We start from the raw sequence: 16,228 nt of genomic DNA, 5'->3' as shown, positions 1-16,228 counted from the left end.
AACAAAAGTACAACTAAAGTCTATTTTTTGCAATAATTATTAGGAAATTTCGAATAATTATTTCGAAAGCGCAATGAAATTAGCAACATAGCTTGCCATCTATTTTTCTATCAATTGCAGCATGTCTTCGAAGTCAGTTTTGTGAGGGTCATGGGAAAACAACCAAGCCTGCATATTCGCGTTGTGAGCAGCCTGAATATCGTATTTATAATCACCGATATAGGCGACCTCATGAGAAGCAAACTGCCACTTTGCATTTATATCATTTAGTGCACTTGGATCTGGCTTAGCTGGAGCATCTTCTCGTGTAATAATTAGGTCAATTGGGATACTATTTTTTTTAATTTTAATCTCAGTTGCTTGCCGACAATTTCGGGTGACAATGGCGCATGGAATACCTTGTTTCTGAAGGCGTATTACAAAGTCTCTAGCCCCCTTTATCCAAACAGAGGTGTGCGCGTCATCAAGTTCGTGAGCCAAAATGACACTATGTGCATGCTCACGTTCTAACTTATTTGGGATAGATGCTACAAAGCTTAAAATATCTTGATCTGGTGGACATGAAATAGCAGATTTTATTTTCCCAAAATCAAGATTGGTATGTACTAACGTATCATCCAAATCAAAGATTACGCCCCTAATGCTATAAATTGGAAACAAGTTATCTCCTAGTCCATGTAATCAAAGGAAAATTATACGGTAAATGAATGTGTTGAGACCAAACACTTATATACCCCATCGAAAAACTGTTTATTTATACAGTGATTAATGTATATTAAGAGTTCGTCGAAAACGGGAGAAAACAATGGCTGTCATCACTCAATATGTGGTTAAGCACAAAGGAGTCGATAAATTGGTTACGACTGACAAAAAAGAAGCTGATAAATACGACAAAATGCTAGAGGTCGCGGACAACCTAAATGCATACATCTGCGGCAAGGGTGTTGATCTTTCTGAGGAACTTGCGGAAGAGTTAACTATTCTTTTATCGAAAAATAAGGAATCGGTACTTAAGATATTCAAAGGCGCAGAAGCTGGAGAAATGCTGGCTCAGGAAAAAGCAGACATAGTAGATATCAAACAGGCTTAAACTCTCTACTTTACATCTGATGCACACAGACGAAGTGTTATAGTCGATTTCAAAATCATTCATGTGGTACGATGAGTTGAAGCTATCAACAACCTACTAATATGAAGATACATACTATAAAGGGCTATATTCAAAACATTCATTTGGTCGAATACCAGCACGGTTGCTTACTGCTAGATGGGTGCAGTATCGCGGATTTTGACGTATTGAATCAGTATTTCGAAACTGAGCTTAAACGGCCTTTTACAGACTTAAATACAGTTATTGTTACTCATATGCACCCTGACCACGCTGGCTGCGCAGTTGCACTGAAAAGAGCGACGTCGTGTCAAATTATCAGCGGAGAGTTTACGCGTCAATGGTACCACGGTGTTAAAGGTAAGCTGGCTCATTTAGTAGATATCGGATTAGCCTCTTGGGTTGCCGGACGAATGGGCAAGAAACGTCGGTTTATTTGGTTTCCACCCTCATTAACATCAGACCTTATGTTAAAAGATAAAGAGAACATCCCAGGGTTTGAAGATTGGGTTATCGTCTCCACGCCTGGGCATACTGACAGAGATATCTCTGTTTTTCATGAAACGTCAGGGCATGTATACGTTGCTGACTTGATTGTTCAAGTAAAAGGGCAACTGACACCGCCCTTTCCAGTTCACTACCCCATTCTTTATAAGCAATCACTAGAAAAGTTGAAAACGCTTAATTGCAAGTATTACCTGATGGCGCATGTAAATAAGCTAAGTAGCGATGCAATTGACATTGATAGACTAGTGAAAATTGCACCTGTAAGGCCGAAAACCAGTTGGCTAGCGTTTAAGGGTAAAGTAAAGCGAACGCTTGCGGGTATTGGAGTATTAGGCCGTTCCACCAACGGTTAGCTCATCAACTTTTAAGGTAGGCTGCCCTACACCGACTGGAACAGATTGACCGTCTTTACCACACACACCAATACCATTATCAATAGATAAGTCGTTTCCTATCATTGAAATCTTTTGCATAACTTCTGGTCCATTACCAATCAGCGTTGCTCCTTTTATCGGCGTCGTTACCTTGCCGTTTTCAATTAAATATGCTTCAGATGTTGAAAATACAAACTTTCCTGATGTGATATCGACCTGCCCACCACCAAAGTTTGGTGCAAACACACCTTTTTCGACCGTCGCGATGATATCTTGTTGAGAATGTTGACCACCAAGCATATAAGTATTAGTCATCCTTGGCATGGGTAGATGTGCATAAGACTCACGTCTGCCATTTCCTGTAGGTTTTACACCCATCAACTCTGCGTTTTGTTTGTCTTGCATGTAGCCTTTTAAAACACCATCTTCGATTAAGATATTTTCTTGTGTTGGTGTACCTTCATCGTCAATCGTTAATGAACCTCGTCTATCAGGCATCGTACCATTGTCAATCACGGTAACACCTTTAGCAGCTACCTGCTCGCCGATGCGACCACTGAATGTCGATGCACCTTTTCTGTTAAAGTCGCCTTCCAAACCATGTCCAACTGCTTCGTGTAACAATACACCCGGCCAACCATTCCCCAACACTACTGGCATCAGTCCTGCTGGCGCATTTACTGCTTTGAGATTTACTCTTGCCATATGTAAAGCATCGTCGGCAATGACTTTATAAAGCGGTTTATCAGACGAAGTTGAATAAAAGAAATCATAGCTTCTTCTTCCTCCCGCGCCAGAGCTTCCGCGTTCACGTTTTCCATTCGATTCAAGTAATACTGAGCAGTTGAGCCTTATTAATGGACGAATATCACTTGCGAAGGTGCCATCACTGGCGGCGACTAAGACCTCTTCATATACGCCCGTCAGGCTGACCATAATTTGTGAAACATCAGGTGCTTGCTCGCGGATATAGGCATCGACTGCTTTTAAAAGCTCAATTTTATCTTGATCTTTCATGCTCGCAATTGGATTTGACGGGGAATAAACCGTGTCAACATGCGAAGCTGTCTTAAATCCTGCGACTTTTAACGCTCGACCATCAACAGAAATGCCTCTAGCAGCTCGACATGCTTTTTCAAGTGCTTCCTTTGATATTTCATCTGAATAAGCAAAACCTGTTTTTTCTCCTGATATAGCGCGTACACCGACACCCCGTTCAATATTATAACTTCCATCTTTTATGATACCGTCTTCCATTACCCAGCTTTCATGCTGACTTGATTGAAAATATAGGTCAGCAAAATTAATTTTATAAGACAATATTCCATCTATCATGCCCGATAGCATTGACGGTGTAAGGCCTGAAGTTTGCAACAGATTATCCACGACATTTTGCGGCACTATCATTTCCTTAGGGGTATTTTATTCAAATCGATGTGTTGAGGTTGATTGTACGTTGAAAGCACTACTTAGCCAATTAAACTTACCCAAGTGGACATTTATGAATCGTCGACTTCTATAGTTATAGTATCGTCTACGGTTGGCGGAATAAAAGGCTCATCATTAGTAGGAATATCTCGCCTTGCAGGCAGCTCCACTTCGGTGCTGTCTCGACCAGTCTCAAGCAAAATAGGTTCATCTAAGGTGCCGGTAATTGAATAATTAACGTTTGAGATAACTTTGGTTGAGGTTAGTACCTGATCAAGCGCTAACGCAGCTATCGCGGTTGGTGGATTGACCATAAAGTAAATAAGTACAGGAAGATTACCTGTCACTTTCGGCGTAAAACTAACATTGTAGTTTAACTCTCGACTGTCTAAATCAGTATAGCCATAGATAGTCATTTCGCCCGCGCCACCGTCAATAATAGTATCACGCGTATCAGCCTTACCTTGCGTTATTTGAATCGTTCCTTCCATATTGTCATAGAAAAAACCTTTAGCAAAAACGTCTCTGAAATCTAAACTTAACTTGCGGACCAGCGACTCTAAGCTCAAGAGTGTGAAAATACGAGAACCTTTATCGCTAAGCTCGGTCAAATAGCCGTCGCTTAAGTTCCATTGCAATTCACCATCTAGTTCTGAAAATGTGAAATCCAACGGAGAATTTTTCCAAGTGATCGCAAAATCGATGTCCGCTTCCGAGTCTTTAATTCCTGAATCAAATTTAAAATCCTTTAAGAATGCACCAAAGTCATTACTCTCAAGATCTCCATTGATAAAGGTGTAGTGGTCACCATTGCGTTTATACCACTGTCCATCAGCATCAAACACGCCATGTTCACCATTGAAGAAAATTTTGTCGATTCGCATGCCGTCATCATTTGGAAATGTTTCTATCCTTACTTCACCCAACTTATTAGAAAGAATTTCACATTGTCGACAGGTGAAGTATATCGGGGGAAGGATTTGTGGCTCAAAGTCGCGTTTTGTCTGACCATCAGACTTTACAAATTCATCTATTCGTAAAAAGTCCGCCTCTATTTTTATACCTCGTTCTAACCACTCTTGATAGAACGTTATGTTGGCCTTGGTTTCATCCGAATTTAGATCCAGTAACCAATTACCATTTTCATTCTTAACTACCATATCAACATCATTAAAAGGCTGTTGAGCAATCACCAAAGTATCTGTTTCAATAAATAAGCGAGATGGTTGAGGGAAGACAGGTTTTTTTGAAGATGTGGATGACTTTATGACGGCATCAATGGTTTGGTACCAAGGCAATACATCGATTTGCGGCAAGTTGGCACTGATACTCAAACCTAGCCCTAAACCAATAAAATCAGTTTTACCTAAAGCGAGGTGAGCGCGACTAAATTGCTTTTCTTTATGAGGTAAAATTCCGTCAAATTGAACGTCATCACCTAAAGAAACTGATAGGTTACTGGCTTGGTTATTTCCTCTAGAAACAATCCTTAAGGGTAACGATTGGTTTTGCTCAGTCGCAAAGGGAAAGGGCAAGCTACTGTTCGTCTCTTTTAGTGAGCTAAATATGGTTGCAGCGTAGTCAAACGCCTCTTTTTGAATAGTGGCATTAACGACACCATTCCAATTTATTTCACCATCCAATTCTTTTGTTAGTGGTTGAGCTATCAATTGAGCCGTTTTGTCGACATCCCATTTACCTTCAATTATAGCGTCTAAACGATAACCTTCGTCTGATACAGCGCTGTTATAATCAATTGTGATAGGTTGTTTAAACAGGAACGCGGCCATATCATTGAATTTAACAGAATCGTCAGTAAACCTCAGCTCTCCTTCGAGTGACTCTAGCTTCAAATCAAGTTTTGACAGTAAAACTGAGTTCTCGTTAAATTTAACACGACCACTGGCTGATGTGTCTGCTGGGCTATCAAGCGGTACATAAAGGCTTAAATTTGCCTCTAGTTGCTTGTCAATAATCAGATCTTCACTCAATAATTTACCCAATGAATCAGATAAGCTGCTTTTTAACATCAGGCGACTTACCTGAGTTCCGGTCGCCGCAATATCCGCTTCAATAATCAAATCGCGCGACTTGGATAGTACAGGAATGCGTGCATTTACATTGGATAACGCGATACTATCGAGATTCCCCTTGCTGGCCTCCATCATTAAATCGTTATTGACAAAATTAAGGTCAATGTCCATATTCGTAATTTGTGGCCACTGACTAGAGAATACAAAGTCAGAGTCCTTCAGCGACATATTAGCTAAAAATACGCCATCATTTTTGTCAAAAGGAAAGTTACCGAGCTCGCCCTGCCATAATGCCGTTGCGCTCTCAACACGACCATTCTCGTTAAATGCTCTCGTTAAAAAACCGGTGGCTTTTTGCCCAAGTATTTTAGACGGTAGGTACTTTTTTAAGGCTTGATTAGTCAAGCTAGGAATACTCGCAAACGCGCTAAGCTCATTAGAGCGCGCCGTATAATGCAATCCACTCTCAATGTTAAGCGTTTGACTACTAAGCTGAATAGCATCAGCACTTATTTCCCAGCTTTCATTATGTTTTAAGGCTTTTATTGGTATTTCAAGCCTGTCAATTAGAAGATCTTCGTCAAAAATATTTGTCGAAGTTAACTGAATACTCTCTCCACTTATTGCCAAATTTAAAACATCGTCATGCCAGTAAAGGTCAGCGCTTAGCTTATTTACACCGGGGATTTTGTTATGCGCTAACCATGAGATGTCATCAAGACTCGCACTTATACTAATATTGCGCTGTGGATTGATCTGCAAATCAAAAGCGGTAAGCGAAGCAGTAGGCGCAATATTTAAAATCGTATCACCGGTATTTGGGTTCAATCGGCTTGCAAACTCAATAAAAGGTGCGATGTCTGTGACCTTCCCTAAGCTTAGGCTTACCTGTTGATCAGCGCTTATCTTTCCATTAACGCTAGTTGAAACGCTGTTTCCCAATACATTTAGTTTCAAGGCATTTACAGAAAACAACCAATCTGACTTATTCGGTATGAGTGAAAACGTACCGCCATCAATAGAGCTATTGAATTCCGCCTCACCTTGTTGCCAGACAAATTGGCTTGGCTTAATACTGCCGTTGATTTTAGTTAACTGGCGCGCTTTAATTTGGCCCCATACCTCAAAATTACCGCGACCTTCCTTTAACTGGCTTTGCAGTTGACTGAACTCATTGAACCAAGGCGATATATCAAGTGCTTCTGCCTTTGCATATACTGTCCCATTGATAGATTCTGAAACGGTGTATAAATCAATGACAAAATAAGCCGAATTATTTGCCAATTCAGCAATTTGAAGGCGGCCTTGTCCTTGGTGGCGAGTACCTTTGTTTAACCAAGAAAGGCTTTCAATGTTCACCGATTCACTTGTGTTTTTCGTAACAATTGAAACTGTACTATCGGTCACTGAGAACACTTTTAATTGTTCTAAAAATAAGCCTTCAAGTGCATCAATTATCGGAAAATCATTATCAGAGGCTTCAATTTGTTGAACGTTAACTCGCAACGCTAGTCCGTCTAAATTAAAGTTTTTAGAAACTAGTCGTTGATTTAATAAACTTTCCCAAAACTCAATATGTACATAAATATCTTTAATACTTAGTTCGATTGGCGACACATCACTTTGCGGAAGGCTGACGTTTTGAAGGACAAGTTGAGGGCCACTTCCCTGCCACTTTGCATCTATACTGCCAATGTATAATTGTACGCCGTACTGAGAGAACACATACTCTTCGATGTAATGTTTTTGGTCATTAAGGTAGGGTAAAGAATAGCGAACTGCACTGACTAATATCGCAAACACGACAAGCGTTATGGCAAACATTGACCATAATGCTCGAACGATCAGTGTGGCAACACTAGTGAGTTTATTCACATCATGACCACGTCAAATTTATCTTGGTGATATAGCAATTCAGTTTGTACCTTTATTTGTTTAGCGACAAACACCTCTAGCTCCGCTAGCATATGTGATTCTTCACCTAGTAGCGCATCAGCAACCACACTCGATGCGTAAACCACAAATTTATCTGCATCATAGGCCCGATTTACGCGGACAATTTCTCGCATGATTTCAAAGCAAATAGTTTCAATGGTCTTAATGCTTCCTCGGCCTTTGCAAACAGGACATTCGCCACAAAGCACATGCTCTAGGCTTTCTCGTGTGCGTTTTCGAGTCATTTCTACGAGCCCTAAAGCCGTGAATCCATGGATATTAGACTTAGCACGGTCTTTGTTCATAGCGACTTCTAGACTATGTAAGACTCGTCTTTGGTGGTCAGGTTCAGTCATGTCGATGAAATCAATTAAAATCATGCCGCCTAAGTTGCGTAGCCTGAGCTGGCGTGCGATCGCCACTGTTGCCTCGATATTGGTGTTAAATATTGTCTCTTCTAAGTTGCGGTGCCCAACAAAAGCTCCTGTATTCACATCGACAGTCGTTAACGCTTCAGTTTGGTCAATGATCAAATAGCCGCCGGATTTTAAATCGACTCGTCGTTCAAGCGCACGTTGCGCTTCATTTTCAACGTCATAAAGGTCAAAGATAGGACGGTCGCCCGTGTAGGTCTCTAGTTTAGAGCTTAATTCGGGAACATAATCCTGGGTAAATTGTTCTAACTCTTGAAAAGTGAGTTTTGAATCGATTCTAATGCGGTCAAGCTCTGTGCCAACAAAGTCTCTCAGCACCCGCCTCGCGAGCGGTAAATCCAAATACAGCACGTTAGATCTTTTAGAACTCATTCGTTCTTGGATTTTTGCCCACAAGCGACGTAAAAAAGCAGCATCTTGGTTTAATTCGGTTTCAGACACCCCCTCAGCAGCAGTGCGAAGAATAAAACCACTTTGCTCACCATTGTTAAGTTGATTAACGAGTTCTTTTAAGCGCTCTCTTTCTGCCTCGTCCTCAATACGTTGAGATACGCCCACATGCGAAACACTTGGCATGAATACCAAATACCGTGATGGAATAGTGATGTCGGTTGTTAGTCGTGCACCTTTTGTACCGATTGGATCTTTAACAACTTGTACAACAATATGTTGACCGTCTCTGACTAACTCTCGAATGTCTTTTTTCTCAATAGGAGATTCAGATACTTCGCCTTCAAGCTCGTCATGCATAGCAATATCAGAAGCATGGAGAAAAGCAGCTTTGTCTAGACCAATATCGACAAACGCCGCCTGCATTCCTGGTAAAACCCTACTTACTTTACCGCGGTAGATATTACCAACGATGCCCTTTTTGGCATGGCGTTCAATGTGAATTTCTTGCAGAATGCCATTTTCGATCAAAGCAACTCTTGATTCTGAAGGAGTGACATTGATTAATAGTTCTGCGCTCAAGTTATTATTCCTATCTGTTTTAAAAGTTCTTTGGTCTCAACCAATGGCAATCCAACTACCGAGCTATAACTGCCTTTTATTTGTTTAACAAACTTGCCACCAATGCCTTGAATCGCATAACTGCCCGCTTTATCACATGGTTCTTGAGTTTGCCAATAGTCACTTATTTCACTTTCGGTAAGCTGACAAAATTCAACATCTGTTATCACTAGACAGGATAGCGCCTTATTTTCTTGCGCATCATCTTTATAATGAATGCTCACAGCCGTCATTACTTTATGCCACCGGCCAGATAGCTTATCTAACATCTCTTTGCTATCTCGAATGTTTTCAGGTTTACCTAAAATTAGCCCATCAATGACAACAATAGTATCTGAGCCCAACACCGCTGCGTGGGTGTTTACTTCGTATATTTTTCGAGCTTTTTCTTTGGCCAGACGCGAAACATATTCATAAGGTGTTTCATGAGCGTAGATAGTCTCATCTATGTTTGCTGGTATCTTATCAAAATTACAAACTAAATGGGAAAGGAGTTCGACGCGTCGACTAGAAGCGGACGCGAGAATCAAAGGCTGTTGAGCGGGCATATTAGCTTACTCCGAAAGCGCGCCTTAGTTTTCGAAGTAACCAAAACAACCAAGGCCAAATAAAAATGGATGTAAATACAGGAAAGAGGTACTCAAACCTAAATTCAATTCCCGTCAACCAGTATTGAAGCCAAAATATTATCATATGATACAAACTACCCAGTACGAGTATCATGATAGCTTGCTGAATAACTGAATAGTTGCGTAGGCGCTGGTAATTGGCGACGACTAAAAATACTGGTATCGCCATGGCAAAACTATGAACACCTAGAGCCGTGCCATAAAGAATATCTAACACTATCCCACATACCGCGGTCACACCAACGCCGACGCGGTTTGGTAAGGCCATGCTCCAGTAACACAAAACCAACAAGAGCCAATCAGGCCTGTAAGTGTCTATACCACTTGGCATTGGCATGATTTGTAGCACAAAGCCTACGATGATGGTGATGGGAATTAAAAACTTACCAGATGATTTATTCACTCACTTAACTCACTAGCATTAGGTGCGATTGCGCCTTCAGGTGCGAGGTCTGCTGGCCACAACAGTAATAGGTATTTAAGACGATCTAGCTTTGCAATGGGCTCTGCAACAACTTGAGCAAACGGACGGCTTTCATCCCTGATAATAGACGTTATCTTAGCGACGGGGTAACCTTCAGGAAATACTTTACCAAGTCCAGACGACACCAATATATCCCCTTCTTGTATATCAGCACTGTGCGCAACATGCTGTAATTGTATACGATTGATATTTCCATCACCGTTGGCAATAAAGCGAGCATTATTGCGTTTTACTCTCACTGGAATTGCATGGGTCACATCAGAGATGAGTAGAACGCGACTATTGGTTGTACTGACTTCAGAGACCTGTCCGACTATCCCGCTTTCATCTAACACTGACTGACCAAGAAAAACCCCATCTATTGCGCCTTTATTGACTACAATTTGATGACTATATGGATTGGTATCTACCGCCATCAACTCAGTAATCATTCTGTGCATCCCTTCTCGAATGGGTGCATCTAATAAACGCCTCAAGTTATCGTTTTCGAGCTTAAGAATATCGAACCTTTGAAGCTGCTCTTGTAAGAGTGTTATTTCACTGGTCAAACGTTGATTGTCTTCGAGAAGTTGCTGCCTGGATGTCAAATTCTGCGAACTCCAGTTGAGCATCGCACCCGGCAAATTAGCAATATATTGGAGTGGGCTTACAAGTGAATTTAAATACGTACGTGCCGTTTCAAAGCTTTGTACTTTTGTGTCGATCAGCATTGATGCTATCGACAGTCCGAGCACTATCAATAAGCGAGAAAATAACGAAGGACCGCGTGAGAAAACTTCATTCATAGTAGAAAAAAGGCAACATTAAGTTGCCTATTCGTAACTAAATAAGTCGCCGCCGTGCATGTCGATCATATCAAAGGCTTTGCCGCCTCCACGCGCGACACAGGTAAGTGGATCATCAGCGATTACCACAGGAATACCTGTTTCTTCCATTAATAATCGGTCTAAATCTTTCAGTAAAGCACCACCGCCAGTTAGCACCATACCACGTTCAGAGATATCTGAAGCAAGCTCAGGTGGAGACTGCTCAAGTGCTACCATAACCGCACTGACAATACCTGAAAGAGGCTCTTGTAAGGCTTCAAGAATTTCATTGCTGTTTAGGTTGAATCCACGCGGAACACCTTCAGCTAGGTTTCTACCGCGCACTTCAATCTCTTTAACTTCATCACCTGGATAAGCTGCGCCGATTTCATGCTTGATCCGCTCGGCAGTCGCTTCACCAATTAGTGAACCAAAATTACGGCGAATATAATTGATGATCGCCTCATCAAATTTGTCACCGCCAATTCTGACAGAAGAAGAGTACACCACACCGTTCAACGATATGATAGCAACCTCAGTAGTTCCGCCACCGATATCAACAACCATTGAACCAGTTGCTTCAGAAACAGGCAAACCTGAGCCTATTGCTGCAGCCATCGGTTCATCTATAAGGTATACCTCGCGAGCACCTGCACCCAATGCTGACTCTCGTATTGCGCGGCGTTCAACTTGCGTTGAACCACAAGGAACACACACTAAAACGCGAGGGCTTGGTCTCAAGAAATTGTTGTCGTGCACTTGTTTAATGAAGTGCTGAAGCATTTTTTCAGTGACATAAAAGTCAGCAATAACGCCATCTTTCATCGGACGAATGGCTTTAATGTTTCCTGGCGTTCGCCCGAGCATTTGCTTAGCTTCATGGCCTACCGCAGCGACGCTTTTAGGCCCACCGGCACGCTCTTGGCGTATAGCAACTACAGAAGGTTCATTAAGGACGATGCCATTATCTTTGACATAGATAAGCGTATTCGCAGTTCCCAAATCGATGGACAAGTCGTTTGAGAACATACCTCGAAGCTTTTTAAACATGGATTGCCTTTATTGTTCTTGTTATTTTTGTGCGTCAATAACGCAAGACTAGCGCACAATGTTGGGTAATTAGATGATATCTAGTAACTTTACCAATGCATAAGGGTTTGAGCAAGTAATCAAAAAGGTTTTTACTCATTAAAAACTTCGCGCCAATGGATTATTCGATCATTTCCTCTAAATATCCCAAAAGTCGCTATTGCACTGGGTGCATCAGCATTGTCAATATCACCATCTAAATCCCAATCTATATTCAAATGGTCATTCCAAGCGCCACTGTTGCTTTGAGGTATTAAAGTCACGATCGCTGAGCCTGAAACGCTTACGCCCGCAATAGAGGGAGGTGAAAGTCTCAAATCTAAAGAGTCCGATAAACCATTCATGAGTGTACCCGTCGAACTTAGATTGGTAATCAGAGTCGATATATTTGTTTCACTTTGACTATCATGACTAACGCTAAGGTCACCCGTTAGTTGTGAGAGTGCAATACTTGAACAATTATCATCGTTGTTTAACAGCCATGTTCCATTGACTAAATATTCGGCTTGAATCGGCATAAATAGCCAATCATTTTCTGGACCAAAAGTATTGATAAGATTAAGACGACCATATCGCAGTTGCGTGCCCGATATGTCATTCACTACAAAGTCTGCGCATCCACCATTAGGAAAATCTGGTTGATAACATACGCCATCACTGTCAGTGAAAATCGATTTATCTAAAGTAAGGTTTAAATTTGCATCAAAAGGTGAAGCATCTGCACCGCTGGGATTGGCAATTTTTTCGTATACAAATTCCATGCTAGAAAAACTCATGGTCCCCTTGCCTGTGAACTCAGTGTAATCAGCCAGGCTCATGCCTGTTCCAACATCGACAACAGATAGACTACCAGAGTATACACTTTGATCATCAAGCGAAACGCCACTGCTATAAACCGACTGACTTGGTCTCAATAGCCAATCATCATCAGAATAATTTTGAGTAATACTGCCATCGGCTGAATACGCGGTCACATTGATATTGGGAGTTGTCTCAAAATCAAGTGCTTGTCCAATATAACTAAAGGTATTTGAACATTGGTCCGCAATACTTATCGGAGCATCCAAACTCAAATCAAAATAAGCAGGGATGACCCTTGAAAAACTTAATGTATTGGAGTTTATTTCACTACCTAAATAATCTTGATCTCTAAATGCGACACTGAAATTCCCAACTTCATCTATTTTGCTCTGTGAGGAACTAAGCCGCCCCGAACTGAAGCTGGTTGCCCCTAAAGTTTGAAAACTTGACGATGATTCATCGATGCTGCTCACTGACACGCTGTTTTGAATAGTGAAATTTGCCTCCTTTGATGATGTATGGGTAGGCGCTATTCGTCTAAAGTCTGTTTGTAATTGATTGGCTTGATAACTAGGCATGACGTCCCCTAACGCGCCTAACGCACTAACTTCAAAAGAGAAGGGCTCATCCGCTATTATTGGATTTGATGTGGTTGCATTGACACTTAAACTTTCAGGAATAGAGTGTAATGTAAGTTCAGCCGCGCTAATGTCAGCGCCGTCGATAATGCTACTGACCCTAATTTGTAGACGCCCAACATCTGCATAGCTATATCCAGCAAACGTTGCCGTGCTACTTGAGTTGAAGGTCATATTGATACTACCTGAACTTGTGGAAGCGCCAGATACAGGCACGCCAGCAAATGGGCTTACACAGACCCCAGGCGAATATGTATAAACGCCACTATCGTCACATGTGTAGCTAATATCGACGCTTTGTGAGCCACTCAAAACCGGTGCGCAGACCCCCGCATCGTTTTTAACCGCTTGAATAGCAATACCACTCATATTAGTTTGGGCGACGAGCGTATGTGGCTGAGACAATATATTTCCAGTGACGCTATCAATGAACCTAAAACCAGCGTCTGAAAAATCTATATCGCAACCATTTGAACACGTCACCGACGCATCGGGATTAACAATAGACAATGAGACATTGGCCTCACTTGCATTGCTAATCGAAGTAGTAGTGCTTCCGCTAAAACTGATTGGGTTTGCGCCATTCCAACCCGCGCTAGGTGACAGTGTTAAGGTCACTGCTTGACTGTATAATTGAGAACACGATGCGTTTGCACATGCTTTTATTTCAACGTCAGCAACGTCACAAGTGAGCGCTGTGCTAGGATGAATAATCTCATAATGATGTACCTGCTCGCATGCTGTACTTTCTTGATAGGCAGATAATGCATCTGAATCACTTAAAGCAACGTGTCGTATGATCACATTATCAAAATAACCACTCGCAGAATTACGACTTGAATCATTTACAAAGTAGCTTGATGTATTGTCGCCTATCAAGATGGGCAGAAACCTGCCGTATTCGTTGGTCGATATTGAATTTCTAGATATTGAAGATGAAGCGACACCATTGATATAGATAACGTAGTTATCATTTGCAAGGTTCCAAGTTACGCTTACATGCACCCAAGTATCAGCTGCAAAGCTATTGCTTCCAGTATCAACAATTGCGCTGTAGTCATCTGCGTCTTCTATCCCAAAACGAAGTGAACCATTGCCTTTTTTTACTAAAAAGAAATGCTTATCACTCTGATAGACACCATTAACTCTGCTCGCCTCTTCACTGGCATCAAAGAGTTGACGTGATGTACCATCGTTCCAAGCTTGTTCCGCCTTATACCAGAATGATATCGAGCCTTGTGTATCTGGAAAGTCATTTAGATCAACCCCCGTATCCAATCCAGCTTTTTGACTGGTACTTGTATTTGCAGGCACAAACATAGCGTCGCAGAATTTAGGGTTCGCGGGCACTTCAATTCTTGCATCGCTGCTTAGGCTCGCAGAAGTAGATAAGTTACCCGTATTATTAACATTGCTTGAACTGCTGTCACTAAAAGTAAAAATAGCACTCTCACTTTCACAACTCGTGCAGTTATAACTGGACTGACGGAACCAAGAATCGATATCGGCGCTAGATGGCTGATTCTTGTATAGCTTAATATCGTCGAGCTTTCCCTTAAAAAAATCGTACAAGCGATTAGTTTGAACATCATTGTTTCTGGCAATGCGGGCCGATGCGCCAAAGACAATGACTTCTTCATTGCCATTTAACGTTCTAGTGGTTTGCATTTCATTCACTAGCAGTCCATCAACATAAAACCTCATGCCGTTGCTGCCAAACGAGTAAACGATGTGATGCCAAGTGTTTTCCGTAATTAACCCTTGAGAGGATTCAAAAAACGCCGAATCGTTAGTGGATTGATGCCGAACCCTCAATGCGCCATTTGCAAGTACCCTAAGAGTCAGATGTCCGCCAGTATTGTAACCTGTATTGTCTTTTGAAAAGATGGCATTACCATCGTTTCGGGGATTACTTGTATGACTTAGATCTGGAATATTGACCCACATCGAAATCGCACCTGCTCCAAACTCCATGTTGGAAGCATGGGGGATACGAACGTAAGACTGATTACCATCAAATTCAAATGCTTGACAGAACTTTCCAAACTCTGACGCACTGACACCATTTACAATGCTGCCATTGTTACCGGATACAATATCGATTACCTCGTTTGCATCACCTGAGACATTACAAAGGTCTAAGTCCCAATGTGATATTAACTCTGTATTGCTGGCACAGCTAACGCAATCCGTTCTTGTTTCATTATATTCAGCGGTGATCTGCTCAACAGTAAGCGCCTGATCAAATAATTTCAGCTCATCAATACTTCCTTTAAAGAAATCACGTAATTGTGATTCTAGCGTTCCGTTGCTTGAAGAATATCTTTCGGCATTGGCGCCAATGATAATCGTCTCTTGGTTTCCGCTCAGTGTTGCGCTGATACTGCTATTTGAAGCTGCTAAGCTCCCATCGATATATAGCTTGCCGCCCCCATCACCCCATGTGTAAGCAATATGGTGCCATGTGTTTTCACTTATCTGCGACGATGAGGAAATCACATAACTTGTGCTAGTTGTTTGATGCCGGACACGCATTGCGCCGCCTGAGTTAACCGATATTCTTAAGTGTCCCCCCGTATTAAATCCACTCCTATCTTTGGAAAACAACACCATTTCCGATAACCAAGGGGAATTGCTAAAGTTCAACTGATCGGTCTTAAACCAGAGCGAAAGCGTGCCTTTGTTTAATTCAAAATCACTATCGTGTGCAATGCTCAACATATCTTGCTGCCCATCTAGGCGTAAAGACTGACAGAGTTTACCGCTCTCTTCGATTAACACGCCTTCGTTGGTTTGAATTTCAAGAGCGCTCACATCATCAGTAATTCTTTTGGTAGAAAATGGGATTTCGCATATATCCATGGACCAGTGAGCGATAGGCGAAGGCGCAGAGGGGGTGGATTGACACAAATCACCAAAATCTACGCTGGCTAGTGCGGATGAAGAAAACG

11 protein-coding genes are annotated in these 16,228 nt (G+C 41.7%); 2 read left to right on the top strand and 9 right to left on the bottom strand.

Features of this window, described 5'->3' with window-relative positions; translation table 11 throughout:
* Window positions 1-99: 99 nt before the first annotated feature.
* On the bottom strand, window positions 100-660 hold the full coding sequence (locus KUL10_RS04695; protein ID WP_233499707.1) for an HAD family hydrolase: 561 nt from the start codon (window positions 658-660) through the stop codon (window positions 100-102).
* A gap of 145 nt (window positions 661-805) precedes the next feature.
* Here KUL10_RS04695 and KUL10_RS04690 point away from each other — a divergent pair, with 145 nt between their 5' ends.
* Together KUL10_RS04690 and KUL10_RS04685 are read left to right on the top strand one after the other, a co-directional pair.
* A complete protein-coding gene (locus KUL10_RS04690; RefSeq protein ID WP_110427751.1) occupies window positions 806-1,090 on the top strand; it encodes a YebG family protein in 285 nt (94 codons plus the stop codon).
* Window positions 1,091-1,191: 101 nt separating this feature from the next.
* On the top strand, window positions 1,192-1,968 hold the full coding sequence (locus KUL10_RS04685; RefSeq protein WP_110427750.1) for an MBL fold metallo-hydrolase: 777 nt from the start codon (window positions 1,192-1,194) through the stop codon (window positions 1,966-1,968).
* Here the strand turns inward: KUL10_RS04685 and tldD are convergent.
* The 8 genes from tldD to KUL10_RS04645 all read right to left on the bottom strand — a co-directional run bounded on the left by tldD (window position 1,945) and on the right by KUL10_RS04645 (window position 16,091).
* Window positions 1,945-3,390, bottom strand: coding sequence for a metalloprotease TldD (gene tldD, locus KUL10_RS04680; protein ID WP_110427749.1), 1,446 nt, complete (start codon window positions 3,388-3,390; stop codon window positions 1,945-1,947). The genes KUL10_RS04685 and tldD overlap by 24 nt on opposite strands.
* A 98-nt stretch (window positions 3,391-3,488) precedes the next feature.
* Window positions 3,489-7,325, bottom strand: a complete 3,837-nt coding sequence (locus tag KUL10_RS04675; RefSeq protein WP_110427748.1) for a YhdP family protein — start codon at window positions 7,323-7,325, stop codon at window positions 3,489-3,491.
* Entirely contained in the window at window positions 7,322-8,791 is a 1,470-nt protein-coding gene (rng, locus tag KUL10_RS04670; RefSeq protein WP_110427747.1) for a ribonuclease G, read from the bottom strand. Before rng ends, KUL10_RS04675 begins: the two co-directional genes overlap by 4 nt.
* Entirely contained in the window at window positions 8,788-9,378 is a 591-nt protein-coding gene (locus KUL10_RS04665; protein WP_110427746.1) for a nucleoside triphosphate pyrophosphatase, read from the bottom strand. Before KUL10_RS04665 ends, rng begins: the two co-directional genes overlap by 4 nt.
* Before the next feature lies 1 nt (window position 9,379).
* The gene (gene mreD / locus KUL10_RS04660) at window positions 9,380-9,862 is read right to left on the bottom strand and encodes a rod shape-determining protein MreD (RefSeq protein WP_110427745.1); all 483 of its coding nucleotides are present in this window, start codon (window positions 9,860-9,862) and stop codon (window positions 9,380-9,382) included.
* Window positions 9,859-10,728, bottom strand: a complete 870-nt coding sequence (mreC, locus tag KUL10_RS04655) for a rod shape-determining protein MreC (protein WP_110427744.1) — start codon at window positions 10,726-10,728, stop codon at window positions 9,859-9,861. The genes mreD and mreC overlap by 4 nt, the downstream gene beginning before the upstream one ends.
* Window positions 10,729-10,755: 27 nt before the next feature.
* On the bottom strand, window positions 10,756-11,799 hold the full coding sequence (locus tag KUL10_RS04650) for a rod shape-determining protein (RefSeq protein ID WP_110427743.1): 1,044 nt from the start codon (window positions 11,797-11,799) through the stop codon (window positions 10,756-10,758).
* A gap of 131 nt (window positions 11,800-11,930) precedes the next feature.
* Window positions 11,931-16,091 carry a LamG domain-containing protein gene (locus KUL10_RS04645; protein WP_158525316.1) on the bottom strand — a complete coding sequence of 1,387 codons (4,161 nt, stop codon included), beginning with the start codon at window positions 16,089-16,091 and terminating at the stop codon, window positions 11,931-11,933.
* Between the last annotated feature and the right edge of the window lie 137 nt (window positions 16,092-16,228).

This window comes from Glaciecola sp. KUL10 (assembly GCF_003203515.1).
Lineage (GTDB): Bacteria > Pseudomonadota > Gammaproteobacteria > Enterobacterales > Alteromonadaceae > Glaciecola.
Note: the sequence above shows the minus strand (reverse complement) of the source record. Positions and strands in the feature narration are given on the sequence as shown.

Bases quoted from the DNA above. Each gene is read 5' to 3' on its own strand.
- KUL10_RS04690 (WP_110427751.1), top strand. From the start codon at position 806: ATGGCTGTCATCACTCAATATGTGGTTAAGCACAAAGGAGTCGATAAA.
- KUL10_RS04685 (WP_110427750.1), top strand. From the start codon at position 1,192: ATGAAGATACATACTATAAAGGGCTATATTCAAAACATTCATTTGGTC.
- KUL10_RS04665 (WP_110427746.1), bottom strand. From the start codon at position 9,378: ATGCCCGCTCAACAGCCTTTGATTCTCGCGTCCGCTTCTAGTCGACGC.
- mreC (WP_110427744.1), bottom strand. From the start codon at position 10,728: ATGAATGAAGTTTTCTCACGCGGTCCTTCGTTATTTTCTCGCTTATTG.
- KUL10_RS04650 (WP_110427743.1), bottom strand. From the start codon at position 11,799: ATGTTTAAAAAGCTTCGAGGTATGTTCTCAAACGACTTGTCCATCGAT.